Origin of the sequence: Arthrobacter sp. FW306-04-A, assembly GCF_044358315.1 — a bacterium.
Taxonomy (GTDB): Bacteria; Actinomycetota; Actinomycetes; order Actinomycetales; family Micrococcaceae; genus Arthrobacter.
This window is the reverse complement of the sequence record NZ_CP084559.1, coordinates 1,387,863-1,410,593: the sequence shown is the minus strand read 5'-3', so window position 1 is coordinate 1,410,593 and position 22,731 is coordinate 1,387,863. Positions and strand designations below refer to the sequence as shown.

The following is a 22,731-nucleotide window of genomic DNA, read 5'->3' as shown; positions in this document are numbered from 1 at the left end:
CCCGACGACATCCAAACCTGTCATCGTCAAATTGTTCACGTGCTCGTGGCTGAACGTTTAAGCGTTGTTGATAAAGCTGTCCGTTCGCGCGGACAACGTGCTTGCTATGAGTGATGACAAAGAGATCTTCCGTTCCGCCTTTTCCCGCCGCGGTTTCCTGACCGCCGCTGGTGCTACCGGCGTAGGTGCAGCCTTGGCGCCCCTGGCCGGCGCTACCGCGGCCAACGCAGCCAAGATTTCGGAGGTGAAGACGAGTGTCGGCGATCCCCTGACCACCCCGATTGTAAACGGGTTGCACCTGCAGTTCGGTGCGGATGCTTCGAGCGAGGTCGTGGTCTCCTGGCATACCCTGCAGCCGGTCAGCAATGCCCGGGTGATGCTCGGTGAATTGGACGGGAGCTATGGAAAGAGCCAGGCCGCTGTCCCTACCAGCTACACGGATGCCAAGTCCGGCCAGGTTGTTCACGCTTACCATGCCAAACTCACTGGGCTGGATTCCTCGCACGACTACATCTACGCTGCCATCCACGACGGTGCGCAGGCGGAATTCGGTTCCTTCCGCACCGGCCCCCGCGGCCGTGAGGCCTTCACGTTCACCAGCTTCGGGGACCAGGGCACCCCGACACTGGGCAAGAAGTATGTCCCACCGGCCGGTGCCGCGACCGCCAACCAGCCGTGGGTCAACGACAATCTGGGCTCACCCGCCGCAGGGGACATGCCTGCCGGAATTGAACGCGTCCAGCCGCTTTTCCACTTGTTCAACGGAGATCTCTGCTACGCCAATCTTTCCGAAAACCGGGTACGGACCTGGACGGACTTCTGGGACAACAACTCCCGCAGCGCCCGGCACCGGCCGTGGATGCCCGCAGCCGGCAACCACGAAAACGAACTAGGCAACGGGCCCATCGGATACGCCGCATACCAGACCTACTTCTCGGTCCCGCCCCAGCCCGGCCAGACTGACACCACCCGCGGGCTCTGGTACTCCTTCACCGCAGGCTCCGTGCGCGTGATCAGCCTGGCCAACGACGACGTCTGCTACCAGGACGGCGGAAGCAGCTATGTCCGGGGCTACTCCCAGGGCGCGCAGAAGGCATGGCTCGAGAAAGAGCTCAGCACGGCAAGGTCGGATAAGAACATCGACTGGGTGGTGATTTGCATGCACCAGGTGGTCATCAGCACCGCAGGATCCTTCAATGGCGCAGACCTTGGGATCCGGCAGGAATGGGTGCCTCTGTTCGATAAATACGGTGTTGACCTGGTCGTCTGCGGCCATGAACACCACTACGAGCGCTCCCACCCCATCCGCGGCCAGCAGTCAAACGCCACCCTGACCCCTGTCCCGGCCGATACCCGCACCGACGTCATCGACACCACCAAGGGAACCGTGCACATGGTCCTGGGCGGTGGCGGCACCTCCGTGACGTCCAACCAACTGTTCTACAACCCGCCGTCGTGTCGGGTCATCACCAGCGTCGGTCCGGTCAACCCCGCCACGAACAAGCGCCCACCGGTTTACACCCAGGAAGCCGCGCCGTGGTCAGCTAAGCGCGACGCCGCCAACTCTTACGGCTTCGCGGCGTTCAGTGTGGACCCGGGAGCGCAGCCCGGTGGGATTACCAAGCTGCAGGTCACGTATTACAACGTGCTCGGACCCCAGGGACAGCTTTCCGCGTTCGAGTCCTTCACCCTCCAGCGGCCCCGCACCGATACGCGCCAAGACAACGACAAGGGGAATAACAAGGGCGACTAGCTTCGGCCTCACGCTCCACAGCCTGCCCGTCCCAACCCGGACAGGCCGCACCCTGAAGCGTTGGTGCGGCGGACGCAGGAAATGCCCCGGCCCCTCTTGAGTTCCAGCGGTCGTTGCAACACGCAGAATTTTTGGGAGTTGCAACGACCGTCTCGGCTTTAGCGGCAAATTGGGGTTCGCGCACCGGCACCCATGAAACCCTCCAGCCCATGCCTGTGGCCGCCGCCGTGCTGCGCGAAGCGCCCAACTCCGACGACCCGGCCCGGGCCGCCCTCACAGCGATCGTGGCCTTCCACGGGTTGAGGTCCGGCCAACTGCGCAAGCTGCAACTGACCTATATCCACGACGGGCGACTCCACCTTTGAGGACCGCACCATCCCGCTCGCCCAACCAGTCCGGGACCAACGAGAACCGCTACTTCCCGCCAACGGGCAGCCCGATCTCGTCTTCGCAAAACACAGCATCTTCGACTTCCACGGCGCCCGCCTCTACACGGACGCGGCGACCCTCGCCAACGAGGACATCATCATGGGAGCAAGGAACGACGACGGCGGACCGGCCGTGAGCGCGGACGTCGCCATGGAAAAGCTCACCAGCTACAAACACCGTGGTCGGCACGAACTGCACACGGACCAGCGTGCGGCGGCGGCAAACGTCGTTTCCGGTGGGTTTCCGGTGGATGGCTACCTCAGAACGCAAAAACGAAAGAGCCCCTGACTTACGTTTCCGCAGGTCAGGGGCTCTTTTCGGTAGGGCTACTCGGACTTGAACCGAGGACCTTAGGATTATGAGTCCCGCGCTCTAACCAGCTGAGCTATAGCCCCGAGTCGGCCAGGCGGCCGCTTTGTCAGCGTCCTTCCCGGCCAAAACACTCTAGCAAAACAATTCGGCTCCGGATGCCAACCAGGAAACCAAGCCGGAGCCGGGCGGCTAGACGACCTTGTCCTCATAGGATGCGCCGCGATACAGGTCTTCGAAAGTCTGCAACGTGCCCTCGATGCTGTGGGGCTCCACCATGGCGCGGCTGGCCTTGCCCATGGCTTCGAGCTCCCCGGCTGGCAAACGCAGAAGCTCGGTGATCCGGGCTGCCAACTCGTTGCTGTCGCCCGGCGTAAACAGGTGCCCGTTCTCGCCTTCGCGCACCAGATGTGGCAGCGCCATCGCGTTGGCGAGGAGTACCGGCGTCGAGGCCGACATCGCCTCGAGGGTCACAAGGGACTGCAGTTCGGCAGTTCCGGGCATGCAGAACAGGTCGGCGCGAATGTACGCCTTCCTAAGGTCCTCATCGCTCGCCAAGCCCAGGAACTTGACCCGCTGCCCCAAACCTAGCCGCTTAGCCTGCGCCTCCAGTGCTGGGCGGACCTCGCCGCCGCCCACGACCTCGAGGTGCACGTTGAGTTCGGCAGGCGTCTTGGAAATGGCATCGATCAGCACGTCCACGTGCTTTTCTTCTGCAAGGCGGCCTACGAAGAGAACGGTGGGGTTGGCATGCGGCTCGATTTCTTCCTCCGGCTTCAACTCGTAGGCAGCGGCGTCAATGCCGTTGGAGAGCGGCAGGACCTTGCGGAGGAACGCGTGCTGGTGCATTGCCTTGGCTGCAAGCGGCGTGGGCGTGGTGACGACGTCGGCCTGGCCCATGACCTTGCCCATGTCCTTCCACGAGACACGCCCGATGATGTCCTTGAACCACTGTGGGAACGGGAGGAACGGGTTCAGGTTTTCCGGCATGAAGTGGTTGGTGGCTATGATCCGGATGCCGCGCTTCTTTGCCTCGTAGAGAACGTGCTCGCCGATCATGTAGTGGCTCTGGATGTGCACGACGTCGGGCTGCACCTTGTCGAAGAGCAGTCGAATGTCGTTCTTGATTTCCCAGGGGTAGCAGATGCGAAAGTACTCGTGCGTAAAGACTCCGTGGGACTTCAGGCGGTGCACCGTGCCTTCATCCCCGAGCTCGGTGAAGCTCTTCCCGTTGTCTGCCCGGCAGGCCAGCACGTGGACGTCGTGCCCCCGCGCCTTCATGCCTTTGGCAAGCCGGTACCCGAACTGAGCAGCACCGTTGACCTGCGGGCGGTAAGTCTCCGCCGCAATCAGGATGGTGAGGGGTTTATTGGTTTCGGGAACGGTCACGTGGAGAACTCCTGATGGTCACGGTGCGAACATCGCAAAACGTCTGGCCCTGCGTTGTCTTCGCCGGTTGCCTGCCGCGGGTGTGCGGGGCACGGTTGTCGAACTTTGCCCTAGGCCTTCCGGCTTGCTGCCGCCTTCGCGTCACGTTTCCGCTTGGTGACCTCGGGATGGTGCCGGCTCAGGGCAATAACCCCCACGATAGCAAGGGAAGCGGCCACAGCCATGCCGATTGCGAGCACGGCGTGGACATCGGGACGAAGCTCACCCAAAATGGCGATCCCGATGGCGATCCCGACAATGGGGTCGACCACAGTGAGGCCCGCGATCACCAAATCCGGTGGCCCGCCGGAGTAAGCACTTTGCACAAACCAGGAACCGAGCCCGCCGGCCGCGGCGATGGCCACCACCGTGTACCACTGGACGTTGAGCAGAAAGTGCCCGTTGGGGTCCAGAAGGTGCCGGCCAATGATGCGCGTCAATACGGCGACGAATCCGAACAGCACCCCGGCGCCCAGGATGTACACAAAGGCGCTCATGCGGTGCCGGAACATGACAGCCAAAGTTCCAAAGAGCCCGACGGCGAGAGCCAGTAGGAGCACGATGGTTATTTCGTCCTCGCCGCTGACGTGGTGGTTCTCCTGGGTGGCGTAGACCGCCAGCAGGACGAACAGCGCCGAGCCGGTCACGCAAGCCGAGATCGCCACCACGGTACCGCGATTGATGCTTAGGCCTTGGTCCTTGGCATTGACCACCGTGGTGATCACCAAAGCGATGGCACCAATCGGCTGAACCACGGTCAAGGGAGCTGACACCAAGGCGATGGCGTTCATGCCCATGCCCAAGGCAAGCAACAGCAGGCCCAACATCCAGCGTGGATTCCTGAGAAGTCTCAAGAATCCTTGGGAACTCAAGGCGAGTCCACCGGTATCGGCTTTGACCGCGCTGCCCTGGCGTTGGGCACCGATGGCAAGGCAGAAGGCGCCAAGCACCGCAAGAAGGACTGCAAACCAGACCATCAGCTACGACCGCCGTCGTTGGCTTTGAGCTCTTTTCCCTTGCGGAGGATCGCCCAGAAATAGTTGTACGCGGCCACCCAGTGGCCCACAAGGCCCAAACCCAGGCAGACCCAAGCGATGACGAAGTAGACGCCAGTGAAAGGAATCGCGAGTTTGGAGAGGACCAGAAGTGGCGTGCCTAGGAGCAGGAACGCCGTCCGGATCTTGCCGATCCGGCTCACCGGGAGGTCGGGGTGGCTGTGGAAATAGAACAGAGAGGCTGTGGCTAGGACGACGTCGGGCACCACCAGGGCGGCCAGGTACCACCAGTCCACCACTCCAGCGATGGCGAGCGTGACAGCGACAGTGATGAGTGCCAGGCGGTCCGCCACCGGATCGAGGATGCGGCCCAGCCTGGAGGCTTGGTTGAAGCGCCGGGCGACGTAACCATCCACCCAGTCGGTGCCGCCCATGATGGCAAGAACCAACACAGCGAAACCGTATTCCCGCTGCCACAGCACCAGCCACACAAACAGCGGGACGCCCATGAAGCGCAGGACTGTCAGGAAATTGGGGACTGTGAAGATGAGATCGTGGTCGATCTGCGGTTGCCCCCGGCGGGCGCCTGCACCGATGAACTTCATCTGTCCCCCTTTCCGTGGTCCGCGACTGATGTGGTTGCTTGCCGTCCCGATTACTTCTTGAACAGCTTCCGTAGTCCCACTGCAGCCACCGTGGCAGACGCGGCAAAGAGCAGTAGCTCCTTCCAGCGTGCGGCGAGCCGCTCCGGAAGCCCGGCGGGAACTTTTTCAGCGAGATCTGCGAGCTTGTCGGCCGCAATCCGGCGTCCGTCGTCGACCTTGTGACCGGCAACGTCCAGGAGGACCTTTCCCTGGGTCTTGACATCGAGCTCGACGCCGAGCTGATCGCGAACGTCCGCGAGGTGTTCGCGGCGCTGCTCCAGACGGCGGAGCAGCTCCGCCTGGCTCGGGGCGGGGGGCAGCTCGGCCTTGTGTGCCTCTTCCTTGGCGGCCTTCTCGGCCTTGGCCTTCTCGGCTGCAGCCGCTTTCGCTGCTTCCGCAGCCTTATAGGCCTCCGACGATGGGTCCAGGATGCTGGCGTCGAACGCCGTCCCCTCTTTGATGATGCCGAGATCGTGCTTGATACCGCGGATGGTCTTCTCAGGTACAAGAGGCATGGCCCGCTTGAAGGCGAGGAATGCCACGAGGGCTCCGACAAGAATGATCAGGAGGAACACTGCAGCAACCACAAGCGCAGCCAGCCAGGCCGGCATGACCGTGGCCAGGCCCAAAATGGCGGCAACCACCAAGGCGATGACGAGCAAAGAGAGGAAGATCAGCGCGACGCCGACGAATGCACCGGCAACCCCCAGACGCTTACCTTTGCCCTTGAGCTCAAGCTTGGCCATGCTGATTTCGTCATTGAGCTGCCTCGGCGCGAGCCGGGCGGCAAGTTTGAGGGTGTTCGGCAATGCCGAAATGCCCGGGCGTTGGCCAGCCCGGCCGCTGTGACGTCCACTCATTGGTTCCGCCTCACTGCTTCCTAGTTGCTCCTACCCGGCACTGGCACGGGGAGGAACTACCGCCCACGCGCACCTGTCCACAAAACTACCATTCAGCTTCAGCCTCAACTTCCGGGGCAGTCCTGCGGCGCGCCCCTGCCATCCCTGTTAAATATGATCTGTCGCACATAGGATTGATAATCGTGAACACTCCCCCTGTACCGGGCGATTCCCTCAGCCGACGCGAAAAACTCCTCTACATCCTGCTACTTGGCGCTTTGACCGCCCTGGGTCCATTTACGGTGGACCTCTATCTACCGGCATTCCCCGCACTGGAGCACCACTTCGACGTGTCGGCGGCAGCGATTCAACTCACATTGACCGGTACAACGGTGGGCTTCGCCGTCGGGCAGTTGGTGGTGGGGCCGTTCAGCGACAAATTCGGACGGCGGATGCCGTTGATCCTGGCAACGGCCCTGCACATCGGCTCCTCCCTCGGCGCCGCACTGTCCACGGACATCAACACACTCGCCCTGTTCCGCGTCCTCATGGGCGTCGGTGCGGCCGGCGGCGGCGTGGTGGCCATGGCCATGGTCCGGGACCTCTTCGCGGGCTACGCCATGGTGCGGATGTTCTCCCGGATGTCACTGGTCAATGGCCTCGCACCGATCCTGGCCCCGATCATCGGCTCCCAACTGTTGCTGGTGATGCCATGGCCCGGCATCTTCTACTTCCTGGCGGGCTACGGAATCCTTGTGTTCATTGCCGCGGTGTTCCTTATCCGGGAAACGTATCCGGCAGAACTCCGCCGGCAGACCACATCGACGGCGGGCCAGCGCTACAGAGCCGTGTTCGCCGACCGGATTTTTGTCGGGATGCTGCTGGTGGGCGGGTTCAACTTCGGCGGGCTGTTCGCGTACCTCTCGGCATCGACTTTCCTGTTCCAGCAGGTCTACGACTTCTCCCCGCAGCAATACGGTCTGTTGTTCGGCGTCAACTCCCTTGGCATCGTCGCCGGCGTCCAGATCAGCTCCAGGGTCATCAAACGCGTGGCACCCCAATGGATCTTGGCGTTCGCCACAGCCTGGATGCTGCTGATGGCGATGCTGATTGTGGTATTCGATCTCCTGCACTTCGGACTGTGGGGAGTCATGGTCCCGCTGTGGTTCTACATCCTTGCCACCGGGTTCATGTTCCCGTGCGTCCAGGTGATTGCCCTGGCCAACCACGGCGCGCAGGCTGGAACCGCGGCCTCCCTGCTGGGTGCGTCGAATTTCCTGATGGCCGGTATCGTTCCGCCGGTGGTCGGCTGGTTGGGCGTTGGCTCGGCCGTGCCCATGGGAGCCGTCCAAGCGGTGTGCCTCGCGTGCTCCGCTGCGGCCCTCTGGCTTGTCGTTCGGCCCCGCACTGTCCCCTCCATCCACTGATGCGGGCAAGTCCATCCGCTGATGCCCAAAGACCGCACCTTCGGCGGGCAAGTAGGCTCAATCCATGACGCGCAAACCGCACCGCAACGGCCGGGGCCTCTTCCTCGGGGCGGTGATGGGCGCCGTCGTCGGCTTCTTGCTGGGCCGCGGGGCCGGCAACCCCGTGTTCGGAGCCCTGCTGGGCGCCGTCGTCGGCTCTGCGATTCTTTACCGGATCAATCCCGGGCCCTGGAAACGGGACTAAGCAGGCCGTCCGTCGTGTCGAGGCCTGTTGCAGGGCATGGCCCGGCGATAAAGTTGAGATGTGCCCCGTTGGCAGGAACTGCAACCTATTCCAGCCCCATGGCAGCGCAGGGATGACGGCATCCTGCCGCTGTGGTGGGATCGCTTGTGCACTGTGACCAGCCCCCAGTCCGCGGCCCTCTACGCGGCCGGACTCTTCACAGAGGACCGCCGCCGCCCGATTGCCCAATGGTTCAATCCAACCAATGGCGCGGCCTTGCTTGTAGCTCCGGAAACCTCGCCTGAATGGCCCGTCCAACGCTTCGGAATCTTCTACGCGCCCCCTGGTGGCGGATTCACACGCGTTCACTCCGCTGCCCACGAATGGCACCCAAGGGAACCGAGGACGCCACCCACCGAGGAAGAGGCTTTCCGGGCCGCCGTGGCCGAAGCGGCCAGATTCTTGCAAGTGGAGATGGATTTCGTCTGAATGATCGCGCAAAATCCGAACAACTCGAAGCAAAAAAGTAGGCCCCGCACCAATCAAAACCGGTGCGGGGCCTTCGCGCTCCTCCGACTGGACTTGAACCAGTAACCCTTCGATTAACAGTCGAATGCTCTGCCAATTGAGCTACGGAGGAATGAAGCGGTTATGACTTTAGCAAAGGTTTTGCCGCAAATGAAATCGACCCAAGACCACGGTGGGCAGCCCGGCAATATACCCCTCCCGGGTATAGCCCGCGCCGCCGACGTTGCTTGCCAAATGTCCGCTTGGGGCTTCCACTCACCTTTCCGTTGAGTCCCCTGGCCTTCCAGTCCAGTCCAGCACGCGTATCGGAGCCTGAGTGAAGAGAGCCGGGGCCGCTCTAAAACAGGTACCGCCCACTCTTAACCCGTGCAGTGCCGAGCCCATAGGCTCCGGACCTGGGGATACTGATCCGGTCTGTTCAGCCAAAGGGGAAGCCGATGCGGCTCCTGACCATACTGTTCCGGCGGCCCATATCGTTCCGGCAGCCCAGGTTGTTGTTCCGACAGCTGCGGCGCGCTTCGGCTGGGCGCGAGAAGGTGCCTGGCCTTCGCAACCCATGGTTCCGCTGGGCAACTGCCGCGTCCGTCCTGTTGTTGTTTGGCTACTCCATGGTTTACATCGGAGCCCCGGCCCGGGCGCTGCCGAAGACCATCATCAGCCTGACCTTCGACGACGGCAATGACGATCAACTCGCGGCCGAACAGGTGCTGAAGTCCAATGGACTGCACGGGACCTTCTTCATTACGACCAGCTGGATCGATAATCCGTCCTGGCTTACCCGGGCAAACCTGAACAGCATCGCTGCGGACGGCAACGAGATCGGTGGCCACACCATCACCCACCCGGACCTCACCACCCTGTCCACCTCGGCAGCCACTAACGAAGTATGCGGCGGACGGACCACCCTTGCCAGCTGGGGGTTCAACGCCACCAACTTTGCCTATCCCTTCGCCGCCGAAAACTCTTCGGTCGAGCAAATCGTGAAGAATTGCGGTTTTGCCAGTGCGCGCAATTTGGGTGACATCCGTTCCCCTGCCAGTTGCTCGGGATGCCCCTTCGCAGAGACCCTTCCCCCGGCCAATCCTTACAACACAGCGGCGCCGGATGAAGTGGACAGTACCTGGACGCTGCAGAACCTCGAGGACCTGGTGACCAACGCAGAACCGGGAGGCGGCTGGGTACAACTGACATTCCACCATATTGCCGTCGGTACAGACCCCACGCTGACCATCAGCCCCACGCTCTTCAACACGTTCATTACATGGCTCGCGGCGAGAACGGCCAACGGGACAACGTCCGTGCAAACGGTTGCCCAGGCCCTGGGAAATACGCCAAACCAGCCGCCGACGGCCGCCTTCACATCTTCGACGTCAGGCTTGACGGCGACGTTTGACGGTTCAGCATCGACGGATCCGAACGGGACTGTGGCCTCGTACAGCTGGGACTTCGGCGACGGGTCCCCGGCAGGAACCGGCGTGAATCCGTCACATGCTTACGCCGCGGCGGGAACCTACCAGGTGAAGCTGACGGTGCGTGATAACGGCGGCCTGACAGGGACGGTCACCCACCCGGTAACTGTCGCTGCCGCCGCGACGGCGCCCGCGGCACCAAGCGGGGTGACCGCGACGGCCGGCAACGCCTCGGCAACCGTGTCCTGGACGGCGCCGGCCAACGGTGGTTCGGCGATCACCTCCTACACGGTGACGCCCTCTTCCGGTGGCACGGCTTTGGCTCCGGTGACGGTGACGGGTAACCCGCCCGCGACGACGGCTACTGTCACGGGTCTGACGAACGGCACCGCCTACACGTTCACGGTGACGGCGACGAACGCGATCGGCACGTCCCCGGCGTCGGCGGCCTCGGCCCCGGTCACCCCTGCGGCGGCGGCGACGGCGCCTGCGGCCCCGACCGGGGTGAGTGCGTCGGCGGGGAACGCGTCCGCGACGGTGTCCTGGACGGCGCCTGCCAATGGCGGTTCTCCGATTACTTCGTATACGGTGACGCCGTCCTCCGGTGGCACGGCTTTGGCTCCGGTGACGGTGTCCGGTAACCCGCCCGCGACGACGGCGAGCATCACTGGGTTGACGAACGGGACGGCGTACACGTTCACGGTCACCGCCACCAACGCCATCGGCACCTCCCCGGCGTCGGCGGCCTCGGCCCCGGTCACCCCGACAGGAACGACCACGTCAACCATTGCCAACGGCGGCTTCGAGTCCGGGCTGACGGGCTGGACCACCGGGGGCGTCAAAGCACCCGTGGCCTCCACCACCGCGCACACCGGCACCGGTTCGGCGCTCCTGGGCCTGGCGTCGGGCACGGAGCCCCTGGGTGACAGCAGCCTGTCCCAGACCATCACCGTCCCGGCCACCGGGACATCCACCCTGTCCTTCTGGTACCAGCCCCACACCGCAGACGACACCTGCACCGGCACCACCTGCCAGTACGACTGGATGGAAGCGCAGGTCCGCTCCACCACCGGCACCACCCTGGCCAGCCTGTTCAAGCTCAGCAGCAACTCCGGCACCTGGACCCAGCTCAGCGCCGACCTCTCCGCCTACAAAGGCCAGACCATCACGCTCTGGTTCAACGTCCACCTCGACGGCTCCAGCCCGGCCGACGACACCTGGATGTACCTCGACGACGTCACCCTCAGCAACAGCCAAACCACCGCGACGGCGCCTGCCGCCCCGGCCGGGGTGACAGCCACCGCCGGGAACGCGTCCGCAACCGTGTCCTGGACGGCACCGGCCAACGGCGGCTCTCCGATCACCTCCTACGCCGTCACCCCGCACGCAGGGGCCACCACCCTGGCCCCGGTCACCGTCACCGGAAACCCGCCCGCCACCACGGCCACTGTCACGGGGCTGACGAACGGCACCGCGTATACGTTCACGGTCACCGCCACCAACGCCATCGGCACCTCCCCGGCATCGGCGGCCTCGGCCCCGGTCACCCCGACGGCGGCCGCGACGGCACCTGCGGCCCCCGCCGGGGTAACAGCGACCGCCGGGAACGCCTCGGCAACCGTGTCCTGGACGGCACCGGCCAACGGCGGCTCTCCGATCACCTCCTACGCGGTCACCCCGCACGCAGGGGCCACCACCCTGGCACCGGTCACCGTCACCGGGAACCCGCCCGCCACCACGGCCACCGTCACGGGCCTGACGAACGGCACCGCGTACACCTTCACGGTCACGGCCACCAACGCGATCGGCACCTCCCCGGCGTCGGCGGCCTCGGCCCCGGTCACCCCGACAGGAACGACCACGTCAACCATCACCAACGGCGGCTTCGAGTCCGGACTGACGGCCTGGATCACCGGAGGGGTCAGGGCGCCCGTGGCCTCCACCACCGCCCACACCGGCACCGGCTCGGCGCTCCTGGGCCTGGCATCAGGGACGGAACCCTTGGGAGACAGCAGCCTGTCCCAGACCATCACCGTCCCGGCCACCGGAACATCCACCCTGTCCTTCTGGTACCAGCCCCACAGCGCAGAAGACCCCTGCACCGGCAACGCCTGCCCGTACGACTGGATGGAAGCCCAGGTCCGCTCCACGAGCGGCACGGTCCTCGGCAGCCTGTTCAAGCTCTGCAACAACAACGGCACCTGGACCCAGTTCAGCGCCGACCTGTCCGCGTACAAAGGCCAGACCATCACGCTCTGGTTCAACGTCCACCTCGACGGCTCCAGCCCGGCCGACGACACCTGGATGTACCTCGACGACGTCACCCTCACCAACGGGTGAAGAATCAGACGCCAAAAATCCCCGCCCTCTGCTGAGGACGGGGATTTTTGAGTAGCGCTCCTCCGACTGGACTTGAACCAGTAACCCTTCGATTAACAGTCGAATGCTCTGCCAATTGAGCTACGGAGGAATGAAGCGTGTATCAGCCTAACAAACGGCCGCCGGGAAACGAAATCGGCGCCGCGAAAGGCCCTCAGCTATCCATCCGGAGAGCACGGCGCTGCATTTCCAGCTCCATGAGCTCCCTGTTGAGGCGTTGGAACTCCTCCGGCTGGGCGGAGGCATCCAGACGCTGCAACTGGCCCATCTTGTCCGCCTTGACGCGGGTGATCTGCAGTTCGAACAGCCGGGCCAGGATGTCGCGACAGTACCGCTGGAGAGCTTCAGGCGTACTGGCCGGCAGGGGTACAACGGCAAGCTCCGAGACCAAGCCTCTGAGCGGCTCGGGAACTTCCCGGCGGATCCCTTCCACCCAGGCCACAGGGTCGCCCACGTGAGCCAGCCCGGCGGCCCGGACGGCCGTGTGTACCGCAGAGTAGGCCGGAGTGACGAAGTGGCAGGCCTCAAACCGTCCCCAGGCTTCGCCGCCGAGGACAGCAGGGTTCTGGATGACCACTTCGAGCGCCTGGCGTTCCATGGCGGCCACGGGGTCCCGCGGGTCCGGGCGCATGAAAGCGATAGAAGCGTCCGACGGCGCTGCTGCCGCCGGCTGGCCGGCCTGGGCGGGCGCTGTTCCGGAACCGGTCCCTGCAGCTCCCGCAGCCACCGTCGCGGGAGCGCCGGAAGCAGCGCGCTTGGCAGCAGCATTCACCGTTCGAAGTACTTCGTTGGGGTCCGCGAGTCCCAGCCATCCTGTGAGAGCTTGGCTGTACCCTGTACGCGTCGAAATGTCACGAATGGCGGCCACGACCGGGGCCGATGCCCGCAATCCCTGCACCCGACCTTCAACAGTGTCGAGGTCGAACTGCTTCAAGGTAGTACGGATAGCAAACTCGAACAGCGGTCGCCGCGACTTCACAAGCGAATGGACAGCCGCGTCCCCCTTGAGCTGGCGCAAATCGCAGGGATCGGCTCCGGTGGGCTCCACTGCCACGTAGGTCTGCGCGACGAAGCGCTGGTCTTCCTCGAAGGCGCGCAATGCCGCCTTCTGCCCGGCGGCATCGCCGTCGAAGGTGAAGATGACCTCTCCCCCGGAGCCGTCGTCAGACAGCAAGCGGCGGGCGATCTTGATGTGGTCCGTTCCGAATGCGGTTCCGCAGGTGGCCACAGCGGTACCGACGCCGGCCAGGTGGCAGGCCATGACGTCCGTGTAGCCCTCCACCACCACCAATTGGCGGTCCTTGGCGATGTTCCGCTTGGCAAGGTCGATGCCGTAGAGGACCTGTGATTTCTTGTAGAGCACGGTCTCCGGGGTGTTCAGGTATTTAGGGCCCTGGTCGTCCTCGTAGAGCTTGCGGGCGCCGAAGCCGATCGTGTCTCCGGCGATGTCCCGGATGGGCCAGATGAGCCGGCCCCGGAAGCGGTCGTAGATGCCCCTATTGCCTTCGGAGAACATGCCCGTCAGCTTCAGTTCGGCGTCCGTGAAACCGCGGCCGCGAAGGTGTTTCAGGAGCGAGTCCCACCCTTGCGGCGCATAGCCGACCCCAAACTGTTCAGCTGCGGCCCGATCGAAACCGCGGCCATGGAGGAAGTTGCGGCCCTCGGCCGCACCCGCCGTCAACAGCTGGGCACGGAAGTATTCGTCGGCGATCTTGTGGGCATCGAGAAGCCGTTGGCGTTTACCGACCTCTTCGCGGTTAGGACCCGTGCCTCCGTCTTCATAACGCAGCTCGTAGCCGATCCGGGCTGCAAGCTTTTCCACGGCTTCGTGGAAGGAGCTGTGGTCCATCTTTTGAACGAAGGAGATGGCGTCGCCGTCTTCGCCACAGCCGAAGCAGTGGTACCGGCCTACTTGGGGACGGACAGTGAACGACGGCGAGCGCTCGTCGTGGAAGGGGCACAGGCCTTTGAATGTGCCTAGTCCGGCACCCTTGAGGGTGACGTAGCCGTCCACCACTTCTTTGATATCGGTGCGCTGGCGTACTTCGTCGATATCTTCACGTTTGATCAGGCCAGCCACGTCACCATCCTAGTCGCTCCGCGGGATCGACCCCGGGCCAGGGACTACCCGGGCGGCTACCAGAGCGACGGCAAACTACCCACCAGGCGTTCGTACATCGCCAGAGCCGAAGCGTCCGTCAAGGACGCCACTTGGTCGATGACGACGCGAAGCCGGGCGGCGTCGTCGGGGGCGTCCCGCCAGTCGGCAGCGAACATCGGTTCCAGATGCCGGTCTCCGCTCGCATTGAGTACGCCGACCAGGGCATGCAAGACTTCCCGCTGGCGTTCATAGACGGGTTGCCGGTGGTCGGTGGAGATCACAAATGTCGTGGCAAGGCCCTTCATGGCGGCAATCTCCGTGGTGGTGTCCTCCGCGACCATGAGTTCCGCACCGTACCGGGTGAGGTGGTCCGGGCCGAAGTGGGCCCGCGTGGTCTCCAGGGCGCTCTGGCAAAAGCGGCCGATCAGCTGGCTTGTCATATCCTTCAGCGCTGCCATCGACTTGCGGCTGCCGTCAGCCTCACGGACCCAGACGCTCGTGGCTTCGAGGCGGGCGAGGGCGGCATCGATTTCGGCAGGGTCGTTGTGGGGCAGGTACCACTGCTTGGTGTACCCCACCACGCGTGCCCGGTGATCCGGGTTGTCCAGCCACTTCAGCTGGAAATGGCCGGCGACGATGGCGTCTTCCACATCGTGGACCGAGTAGGAGATATCGTCAGCAAGGTCCATCACTTGGGCCTCGATGCAGGAGCGGTTGCCGGGTGCGCCGTCCCGAAGCCAGGTAAACACCGGCAAATCGTCCTCGTAGGCGCCGAACTTGCTGCTCCGTTGTCCGTGGATGACCGGGGCGTCGACGGCGGACCATGGGTATTTGGAGGCCGCATCAAGGCTGGCGCGGGTCAGGTTCAAACCGGCGGGCTGGCCGTCGGGGGTGAGGACCTTGGGCTCAAGCCGGGTCAGCAGGCGCAGAGTCTGTGCGTTGCCTTCGAAGCCACCGATTCCGTGGGCTACCTCGTTGAGGGCGGATTCCCCGTTGTGCCCAAAGGGCGGGTGGCCAAGATCGTGGCTCAAGCACGCCGTGTCCACAACATCCGGATCGCAACCGAGCGCGCGGCCCAACTCTCGGCCTACCTGGGCCACTTCAAGGCTGTGCGTCAGTCGGGTGCGGACAAAATCGTCGGTATCCGGGGCAACCACTTGAGTCTTCGCCCCGAGGCGCCGCAGGGCGGAGGAATGCAGCACCCTTGCCCGGTCCCTCTCGAAGTCCGAACGGTAGGTGTTCTTCCGAGGCTCCTGGACCCAGCGTGCCGAGTCGGCCCCCACATAGCCTGGAATGCCCGCTCCGTTTTCGGCAGTGCGTGCCGCAGACATCGCTTCAGTTCCCATGGGTATCCGCCTCCTCCGCTTGCCGTCCACCAGCGTCTTCAGCCAGTGCCTATGCAGCCAGTTTTCCACGACTCGGGCCGTGCGCGTGCACTGGGGTCGGGCTAGGCCGCGCTTTAGCCGCCTGAGACGTCGAGTTCGGCCGCTGCGATGTCGCGGGTCTGGTCCGCGTCCATTTGCCGGCTGAGGAGCCAGTCCTTGGGCAGGGCCGGCTTCTTGGGTGAACCCGCACGGCCGCGCGGGCCCTCGGAGTCGATGCCCGGATACGGCAGGTCCATGTCCAGTTGGTCCAGCAGTTCGCGCAGGACCTCCAGGGTGGGCACGGTTGCCAGTTTGGCGCGCAGTTCCCCGCCCACCACGTAGCCCTTGAAGTACCAGGCCATGTGCTTGCGGATTTCTCGCAGGGCCTTGTATTCATCGTTGCCGAAGGTCTCGATCATGAGTTCGGCGTGGCGGTACACGCCGTCGGCAACCTCCCGCAGGCCCGGGCGGTGGCGCTGATCGCTGCCTTCAAAAGCCGCCTGGAGGTCACCGAAGAGCCATGGGCGGCCCTGGCAGCCGCGGCCCACCACGACGCCGTCGATCCCCGTTTCTCGCACCATGCGCACTGCGTCTTCGGCGGACCAGATATCACCGTTGCCGAGGACGGGAATGTCCGGAAGGGCCTCGCGCAGGCGGGCGATGGCGGACCAGTCGGCCTGGCCGGAGTAGAACTGGGCTGCGGTGCGGCCGTGGAGCGCGACGGCGGCAACACCGGAATCGCGGGCGATCCGGCCGGCGTCGAGGTACGTGAGGTGGTCCTCGTCGATGCCCTTGCGCATCTTGATGGTCAGCGGGACATCGCCCTTGGAGGCTTCCTTCACCGCTGTTTGCACGATGGAGGTGAAGAGGTCGATCTTCCACGGCAGGGCGGAACCGCCGCCGCGCCGGGTGACCTTGGGCACGGGGCAGCCGAAGTTGAGGTCGATGTGGTCCGCGCGATCTTCTTCGACAAGCATGCGTACGGCCTGACCCACTGTGACGGGATCCACGCCGTACAACTGCACGGACCGGACCTTTTCGTCGTCGTCGTGGGAAATGATGCGCAACGATTCCGGCGTACGCTCCACCAGGGCACGGGAGGTCACCATCTCGGCGACATACAGGCCGCCGCCGTATTCACGGCACAGTCTGCGGAACGCCGAGTTGGTGATTCCGGCCATCGGGGCCAGGATCACGGGAGTGTCCACCGTGATCCGACCAAGCTGCAACGGGGGCAGCTCGAGCTTGGGCGAAGGGGGCGTTGCTACTACAGTCACCCGTCCATTGTCTCAAAGCGGGGCAAATCGACATTCCGGAGGCACGGTCTGGCCCGACGATCAGGTGCCCAGACTCGTCATGGTGCTTACCTTGGCGGCCTGTTCAGACACGTTTCGTGTCGCGGCGAAAGGCCATCGCGGCCCCGGCCACGAAGATCACGAGCCAGAGAACCACGTTGACGATCCACGCCCAGTCGAAGGTGCCGGTGATGGGACTCCGGGCCAGTTGCCCGATTCCGTAGGCTGGCGTGAATTTAGCAATGTTCCCAAAAGTCTCCCCCATGACCTCAATCGGCATGAACAACCCGCCGAGCATGGCAAGGATGGCCAGGGCCGGGCCGAGGATCTGCATGACGTTCTGGCTCGGCATGAGGTAGCCGACGAACAATCCGAGCGCCGCGAAGACCAGGGAGCCCAGCCAAGCTACCAACCCGGCTGTCAGCCAAGTCTGCGCATCCATCGTGACCCCCGCCAAGGCACCGATGGCGAACTGGGCCACGACGGCCACAAGGGACAACGTCAGTGCGGCCACGGCTTTCACCGCGATGTACGCACCCGGCAGCAGGGGCGTGAGGCGAAGCTGGCGGCTCCAGCCTTGGGCACGTTCCACGGCCACTTGGCTGCCTGCACCCGTGGCAGCGGTCATGGCCGCGTAAACCGTGAGGCTGATGAGGATGTACTGGCCGTAACTGTGCCCGTTGGGCAGGTGCTGGTCCTTGTTGGACAGGCCGAAAATGAAGAAGAAGACGGCTGGCATGAACACCGTGAAAATGATGGTCCTGCGGTTACGGAGCATCCGCTTGATCTCGATCCAGAGGAACGTGCGGTTGACCCCGCCGGCGGATGGCTTCCGGTCCTGGACGACTGTTGCCGCGCTCATACGAGGTCTCCTTCAAAAGTGATGCTCGTGGATTCCGGCGCGGCGTCGTCTCCAGTGAGGGTGACGAAGGCCTCCTCGAGGTTGTTGGCTGCCACCTCGACGTCATGTGCTCCGGTGTTGTTGAGCAAGTAGCGGACGACGGCGTCCGAGTCGCCGGTGCGGACGGTGAGGCGACCGCCGTCGTACTCGATGCTCTCGGCGGGCGGCATCCCGGCCAGCAGCCCGCGCTCTGTTGCAGGAAGGGAAGCCTTGACGGTGCGGCCGGAGGCAAGGTTCTTGATTTGGGCGGCGGTACCGTCCGCAACGATGCTGCCTTGCCGGACCAGGACAATCCTGTCCGCATAGGCGTCGGCTTCTTCGAGGTAATGGGTGGCGCTTGCGGTCTGCGATCTCCAGGATTCCCGCCCGCGCGAGGACTTCGTCCACCGGGCGGGAGGAATCGAACATGGCGGCGTTGAGCTGCACTGTCTCGCGGACGCTGATGTCCCGCAGCAAGCCGCCGGTCTGCATCACGGCTGCCACCTGGCCGCGGGCGATCGCTCCCCGGGGAGTGTGTCCGAAGATGGAAACGCTTCCCTGGTCCGGGGCGCTCAACCCGAGGATCATGTCGATAGTAGTGGTCTTGCCCGCGCCGTTGGGCCCGAGGAACGCCACCACCTCCCCCGGCTGCACGGTCAAGTCCAGGCCGCGGACGGCGTGGACCTTCCCGAAGCTCTTGTGCAATCCGGCTGCGTGGACGGCCGGCACACTCGTTGTTGTCATGACGCTCCTTGGCTGATGGCTTGCTCCACTACCTATCAAATACCTATCAAGCCCAGATCCGCGTCCGCCGCCCGGGCGTGTGCCACCAACGAGGGATGACCGATGTCATCGCAAGGCTAGCGACGTTCTGCGTCCCTGCGTGCCCGCCTGGTCATGACGACGGCGGCGAGCTCGCCGGTGTCGAACGATTCGAAGGCGTCCGCGGACTCTGCGGTTTCAAGCTCACGGACTTTCCCGTCGTCGTCGGCCGCTTGCGGACCCGCTGCGCCGGCTGCCGCGAGCCGCCGGGGACCGGTCGCCTTGACCACCAGGACCGCGATCAACGTGGTCACGGGGATGGCCAACACCAGGCCGATGGAACCCACCAGCGTCCGGATGACTTCCTCGGACAACTCTGCGCTGGTGAGCGCATCAACCAGCGGGCGGTCGTACAGCATGACAATGATCAGGATAGGAAGCGCGGCGCCTGCGTAGGCAAAGGCGATGGTGTAGACCGTGGAGGCGATGTGGTCACGGCCAATCCTCATGGCGGACGTGAACAGCGTGCGGGCACTCGTCTCGGGCGCGAGTTCATAGAGTTCCCACACGGCCGAAGACTGGGTGATGGTGACATCGTTCAGGACGCCGAGCCCTGAGATGATGAGCCCGCACAAGATGATTCCGGAAATGGAGATCTTGTCCGACATGTTTACCAGCGCAGCGGCGTCGTGGCTGCCGACTCCGGTCAGGTCGGCCGCGTCTGTGGCCCAGGCTGCCAGCAGCGCCGTGATGCTGAGGCCGAAGATGGTGCCCAGCAAGGCAGTGGATGTCCTGGCCGAGAACCCGTGGGCGAAATAGAGCACCCCCATCATGATGGCGGTGGAGCCAACCAACGCGACGAGCAGCGGCGGCTTGCCTTCCACCAGTCCCGGAAGCATGAAGCTGACCAGCACCACGTAGGCTCCGGCCAGTCCAAGGAGCGCCCTGAAGCCGCGCCAGCGCGCGACTGCGATGACCACCACCGCGTACAGGATCGCCAAGAGTGCCATGGGAACGTTCCGCACGAAATCCAGGAAAACGTACGACGGCGAGCCGTTGCCCGCCGCTGCGCCCTGCACGCCGGAGAGGTTCAAGTAACGGATGCTGTCCCCCACCTTGACGCCGTGGGACTTCGCGACGTCAGGGTTGATGACCACCTTGACGGGACTGCCGCCGTTGTCCGGCTGCGTGGACGCGAAGGTGCATTGGGAGCCTTGCTGCTGCGCCCCATTGCTTTGGTCCGTCCCCGGAGCTTGCGCACCTTGGGCTTGGGCACCTTGGGAGCAGTTCTCCTGCGTGACGGCCTGAATCTTGCCCGTATCGAACGTCACGCCCGGCGCAGCCTGGTAGGGGCTCGCGAGGGATATGCCTGCCTTGCTCCCTGACGGCCACATGACGATCATGGCGACGATCGTGAGCACGGCAAGCGGCGCCAGCACCGCTACGAGGAGCCAGTTGGCCCGTTTGCGCGCCGCGAGCGCCCGTGGGCTTGGCTCCGAGTGCTCAGTGTGACCGTGTGAATGACCGTGACCCATTAGTCGCTGACCACCAAGGTGTCCGCACCCCGGGGCTTCGCTTTGCCCAGCTCGAGCAGCGGATCCACGACTGCGCGCACAGCCGTCATGGAATCATCCACTTCAAGGAGCACCGGATGCTGGTAGGCAATAAGCGCCAACAAATCACGGACTGCCGCGCGGGCCTCGTCCTCCTGCAAACGCGGTTCGTGGCCCAGGAACACTTCCGAAGGTTCATCCGAGCTGCCTTGGGCATAGCTGATGGCGAACGCGTGCAACTTGCCCTTGCGGGTGGCCGGAACGCCCGAACCAAAAGCACTGGCCTTCGGAGCGCGCAGCACGAGGGCACCGTGCGCCCCCGTCAGCTCGTCAAGGAACAGCCGCTGCACCGTGGGGATGCCCAGTTCGCCGGGGCTGTCCCAGTGGTGCACAGCGGTGTAGTACCGGCCGACGACGTCGCTCAGTTCCACGGATCCTGTGGCGAGGTCCTCAACCTGCTCGGAAGCCGCTTCCTCGGAACCGTCGCCAAACACCGGAAGCCTCAACGGCTCGGGATCCACCACCACAAGCTGTGAGCGCTGGATGGGCGCGAGCCCGGCCCACTCGGCGAAAGCGGCACCGGAGGTGCCTGGCTCCACCTTGCTGCGCAGCTTGGTAACCCCCGACGGCGACTGTTCGGCTTCGCGTCGCAGCATGGTGAGGAGCGTGGCACCTATCCCGCTCCGGCGGTGATCCTTGGCGACTTCGATGTAGGCCCAGAGACGTTCCGGATGCAGGGAAGCTTCGTGGACCACGCCGGCAGCCACCGGGATGCCGATGCCGTCAACGACGTCTTCCGCCACGATGCACCGGCGCCAAGGCTTGCCTTGGCCGCCGTTGCTCGATGGCGCCAGTGCCGGCCGGAACTGCTGGGCCGGCAGGGTCTCTGGCCCACCCCACATTTCCAGGAGCGCCAGGTCGTCGCCATCACGCCATTCGCGGTACTCGATGGACACGCCTAAGCGCCGATCAGTCGTGCGGCAAGGTAGCCCTCAACCTTGTCGAGCGAGACGCGTTCCTGGCTCATGGTGTCACGCTCACGGATCGTGACCGCCTGGTCGTCAAGGGTGTCGAAGTCCACGGTGATGCAGAACGGAGTACCGATCTCGTCCTGGCGACGGTAGCGGCGGCCGATGGCGCCGGCGTCGTCGAAGTCGATGTTCCAGTTCTTGCGCAGCTGGGCGCCCAAGTCCTTCGCCTTCGGGGACAGATCCTCGTTGCGGCTCAGGGGAAGCACGGCTGCCTTGACGGGGGCCAGGCGGGGGTCAAGCCTCAGGACAGTTCGGACGTCGACGCCGCCCTTGGCGTTGGGGGCCTCGTCTTCGGTGTAGGCGTCGATCAGGAACGCCATGAAGGAACGGGTCAGGCCGGCCGCGGGCTCGATCACGTATGGGGTGTAGCGCTCGTTGGTGGCCTGGTTGAAGTAGCTCAGGTCCGTGCCCGATGCCTTCGCGTGCGTGGTCAGGTCGAAGTCCGTGCGGTTCGCGATGCCTTCGAGCTCGCCCCACTCGGAGCCCTGGAAACCGAAACGGTATTCGATGTCCGTGGTGCCCTTGGAGTAGTGGCTGAGCTTGTCCAACGGGTGCTCGAAGAAGCGCAGGTTCTCTTCCTTGATGCCCAGGCCGGTGTACCAGGACATGCGTTCCTTCATCCAGTACTGGTGCCATTCCTCGTCCGTGCCCGGTTCGACGAAGAATTCCATTTCCATCTGCTCGAACTCGCGGGTACGGAAGATGAAGTTGCCTGGCGTGATCTCGTTGCGGAAGGACTTGCCGATCTGGCCGATGCCGAACGGCGGCTTCTTGCGCGATGTGGTGAGTACGTTGCTGAAGTTGACGAAGATGCCCTGCGCGGTTTCCGGGCGCAGGTAGTGCAGGCCTTCTTCGCTGGCCACGGGACCGAGGAAGGTCTTGAGGAGGCCGGAGAACTCCTGCGGTTCGGTCCATTCGCCACGGGTGCCGCAGTTGGCACAGGCGATGTCCTTGAGGCCGTTTTCGGCGGGACGGCCCTTCTTTTCCTCGTACTCTTCTTCGAGATGGTCCGCGCGGTAGCGCTTGTGGCAGGAAAGGCACTCGACCAGGGGGTCCGAGAACACCTCAACGTGGCCGGAAGCTTCCCATACCTGGCGCGGAAGGATCACGGAGGAGTCCAGGCCCACCACGTCCTCGCGCCCGCGGACCACGCTCTGCCACCATTGGCGCTTGATGTTTTCCTTCAGCTCGGCACCCAGGGGGCCGTAGTCCCACGCGGAGCGGGAGCCACCATAGATTTCACCGGCCTGGAACACGAAGCCCCTCCGCTTGGAGAGGGAAATGACCTGGTCGAGGACGGATTTTGCTGCCATGGGTACTCCAATGTTCTACAGGGCCGCTGGGTGCGGTCCGCGGTTGTGCTTAGGGAAACGGTCGTTAGG

Annotated in this window: 19 protein-coding genes, 3 tRNA genes and 1 pseudogene; 7 read left to right on the top strand and 16 right to left on the bottom strand. The window is 64.3% G+C overall.

Annotated features, from left to right (window positions below):
* Window positions 1–106 precede the first annotated feature (106 nt).
* The 3 genes from LFT43_RS06430 (at window position 107) to LFT43_RS06420 (ending at window position 2,470) form a co-directional block, all read left to right on the top strand.
* Window positions 107–1,753, top strand: coding sequence for a purple acid phosphatase family protein (locus LFT43_RS06430; RefSeq protein WP_395801693.1), 1,647 nt, complete (start codon window positions 107–109; stop codon window positions 1,751–1,753).
* Window positions 1,754–1,962: 209 nt separating this feature from the next.
* The gene (locus LFT43_RS06425) at window positions 1,963–2,118 is read left to right on the top strand and encodes a hypothetical protein (protein ID WP_395801692.1); all 156 of its coding nucleotides are present in this window, start codon (window positions 1,963–1,965) and stop codon (window positions 2,116–2,118) included.
* Window positions 2,119–2,281: 163 nt separating this feature from the next.
* Complete coding sequence (locus LFT43_RS06420) at window positions 2,282–2,470, top strand: hypothetical protein (protein ID WP_395801691.1); 189 nt, start codon at window positions 2,282–2,284, stop codon at window positions 2,468–2,470.
* A gap of 33 nt (window positions 2,471–2,503) precedes the next feature.
* Here the strand turns inward: LFT43_RS06420 and LFT43_RS06415 are convergent.
* The 5 genes from LFT43_RS06415 to LFT43_RS06395 all read right to left on the bottom strand — a co-directional run bounded on the left by LFT43_RS06415 (window position 2,504) and on the right by LFT43_RS06395 (window position 6,418).
* Window positions 2,504–2,577 (bottom strand) — tRNA-Ile (locus LFT43_RS06415).
* A gap of 106 nt (window positions 2,578–2,683) precedes the next feature.
* Window positions 2,684–3,880 (bottom strand): glycosyltransferase, encoded by a 1,197-nt coding sequence (locus tag LFT43_RS06410; RefSeq protein WP_395801690.1) that lies wholly within the window; start codon window positions 3,878–3,880, stop codon window positions 2,684–2,686.
* A gap of 110 nt (window positions 3,881–3,990) precedes the next feature.
* Window positions 3,991–4,896, bottom strand: a complete 906-nt coding sequence (locus LFT43_RS06405; RefSeq protein ID WP_395801689.1) for a DMT family transporter — start codon at window positions 4,894–4,896, stop codon at window positions 3,991–3,993.
* Complete coding sequence (locus LFT43_RS06400; RefSeq protein WP_395801688.1) at window positions 4,896–5,519, bottom strand: CDP-alcohol phosphatidyltransferase family protein; 624 nt, start codon at window positions 5,517–5,519, stop codon at window positions 4,896–4,898. The genes LFT43_RS06405 and LFT43_RS06400 overlap by 1 nt, the downstream gene beginning before the upstream one ends.
* 50 nt (window positions 5,520–5,569) lie before the next feature.
* Entirely contained in the window at window positions 5,570–6,418 is an 849-nt protein-coding gene (locus LFT43_RS06395) for a phage holin family protein (RefSeq protein WP_395801687.1), read from the bottom strand.
* Between the two features lie 176 nt (window positions 6,419–6,594).
* Here LFT43_RS06395 and LFT43_RS06390 point away from each other — a divergent pair, with 176 nt between their 5' ends.
* The 3 genes from LFT43_RS06390 (at window position 6,595) to LFT43_RS06380 (ending at window position 8,536) form a co-directional block, all read left to right on the top strand.
* A complete protein-coding gene (locus LFT43_RS06390; protein ID WP_395802938.1) occupies window positions 6,595–7,824 on the top strand; it encodes a multidrug effflux MFS transporter in 1,230 nt (409 codons plus the stop codon).
* 64 nt (window positions 7,825–7,888) lie between these two features.
* Window positions 7,889–8,068, top strand: a complete 180-nt coding sequence (locus LFT43_RS06385) for a glycine zipper domain-containing protein (protein WP_395801686.1) — start codon at window positions 7,889–7,891, stop codon at window positions 8,066–8,068.
* 60 nt (window positions 8,069–8,128) lie between these two features.
* Window positions 8,129–8,536 carry a hypothetical protein gene (locus LFT43_RS06380; RefSeq protein ID WP_395801685.1) on the top strand — a complete coding sequence of 136 codons (408 nt, stop codon included), beginning with the start codon at window positions 8,129–8,131 and terminating at the stop codon, window positions 8,534–8,536.
* Window positions 8,537–8,614: 78 nt separating this feature from the next.
* Here LFT43_RS06380 and LFT43_RS06375 read toward each other — a convergent pair.
* Window positions 8,615–8,687 (bottom strand) — tRNA-Asn (locus LFT43_RS06375).
* A 382-nt stretch (window positions 8,688–9,069) separates the two neighbouring features.
* Between LFT43_RS06375 and LFT43_RS06370 the strand changes: the two genes are divergently transcribed.
* The gene (locus LFT43_RS06370; RefSeq protein ID WP_395801684.1) at window positions 9,070–12,324 is read left to right on the top strand and encodes a fibronectin type III domain-containing protein; all 3,255 of its coding nucleotides are present in this window, start codon (window positions 9,070–9,072) and stop codon (window positions 12,322–12,324) included.
* A 57-nt stretch (window positions 12,325–12,381) separates the two neighbouring features.
* On the opposite strand, the gene LFT43_RS06365 is transcribed toward LFT43_RS06370, so the two are convergent.
* The 10 genes and pseudogenes from LFT43_RS06365 to LFT43_RS06320 form a co-directional block, all read right to left on the bottom strand.
* Window positions 12,382–12,454 (bottom strand) — tRNA-Asn (locus tag LFT43_RS06365).
* 63 nt (window positions 12,455–12,517) lie between these two features.
* Entirely contained in the window at window positions 12,518–14,443 is a 1,926-nt protein-coding gene (dnaG, locus tag LFT43_RS06360) for a DNA primase (protein ID WP_395801683.1), read from the bottom strand.
* A gap of 56 nt (window positions 14,444–14,499) precedes the next feature.
* Window positions 14,500–15,810: a deoxyguanosinetriphosphate triphosphohydrolase gene (locus LFT43_RS06355; RefSeq protein WP_395801682.1), complete on the bottom strand. Its 1,311-nt coding sequence runs from the start codon at window positions 15,808–15,810 to the stop codon at window positions 14,500–14,502.
* Between the two features lie 113 nt (window positions 15,811–15,923).
* Window positions 15,924–17,105 carry a tRNA dihydrouridine synthase DusB gene (dusB, locus tag LFT43_RS06350; protein ID WP_395801681.1) on the bottom strand — a complete coding sequence of 394 codons (1,182 nt, stop codon included), beginning with the start codon at window positions 17,103–17,105 and terminating at the stop codon, window positions 15,924–15,926.
* Between the two features lie 103 nt (window positions 17,106–17,208).
* The gene (locus tag LFT43_RS06345; protein ID WP_395801680.1) at window positions 17,209–17,985 is read right to left on the bottom strand and encodes an ABC transporter permease; all 777 of its coding nucleotides are present in this window, start codon (window positions 17,983–17,985) and stop codon (window positions 17,209–17,211) included.
* The gene (locus LFT43_RS06340) at window positions 17,982–18,194 is read right to left on the bottom strand and encodes a hypothetical protein (RefSeq protein WP_395803218.1); all 213 of its coding nucleotides are present in this window, start codon (window positions 18,192–18,194) and stop codon (window positions 17,982–17,984) included. The genes LFT43_RS06345 and LFT43_RS06340 overlap by 4 nt, the downstream gene beginning before the upstream one ends.
* 226 nt (window positions 18,195–18,420) lie before the next feature.
* Window positions 18,421–18,747, bottom strand: a pseudogene (locus LFT43_RS06335) (ATP-binding cassette domain-containing protein); the annotation flags it as partial.
* 116 nt (window positions 18,748–18,863) lie between these two features.
* A complete protein-coding gene (locus LFT43_RS06330) occupies window positions 18,864–20,300 on the bottom strand; it encodes a YibE/F family protein (protein ID WP_395801679.1) in 1,437 nt (478 codons plus the stop codon).
* Entirely contained in the window at window positions 20,300–21,274 is a 975-nt protein-coding gene (locus LFT43_RS06325) for a GNAT family N-acetyltransferase (RefSeq protein WP_395801678.1), read from the bottom strand. Before LFT43_RS06325 ends, LFT43_RS06330 begins: the two co-directional genes overlap by 1 nt.
* Before the next feature lie 2 nt (window positions 21,275–21,276).
* Window positions 21,277–22,662: a glycine--tRNA ligase gene (locus LFT43_RS06320; protein ID WP_265978506.1), complete on the bottom strand. Its 1,386-nt coding sequence runs from the start codon at window positions 22,660–22,662 to the stop codon at window positions 21,277–21,279.
* Between the last annotated feature and the right edge of the window lie 69 nt (window positions 22,663–22,731).